Genomic DNA, 278 nt, shown 5'->3' on the forward strand with positions numbered 1-278 from the left:
CGATCGCTGTATCCCCTGCCGAACCTGGTGGCTGACCAGATCTCCACGCGGCTGATGCCGATGTCAGGCAACAGATGATCCGGCAATTCGTCCAGCCACACGCGGTCGCTGCGAATACGCAAGGTGCGCGCAACGGTTCGTCTGGCTGAACGCCACGCCTCGATGCTTGCGGCCAACAGGCGTCCGGGCGCAGGCCGATTGGTGATGCGTTGTTGCCAAAAAAGTGTCATGTCGTTCTCCCTTCGATTGACCGATAGAAATGGGAGGGCCAACGGCTG

General features: G+C 60.4%; 1 pseudogene. It reads right to left on the reverse strand.

The window, feature by feature from the left end:
- A pseudogene (locus EN845_RS35165) lies at window positions 1–230 on the reverse strand (hypothetical protein); the annotation flags it as partial.
- Window positions 231–278 lie beyond the last annotated feature (48 nt).

The sequence above is a fragment of the Mesorhizobium sp. M8A.F.Ca.ET.202.01.1.1 genome (genome assembly GCF_004791595.1).
In the GTDB taxonomy this organism is placed as follows: domain Bacteria; phylum Pseudomonadota; class Alphaproteobacteria; order Rhizobiales; family Rhizobiaceae; genus Mesorhizobium.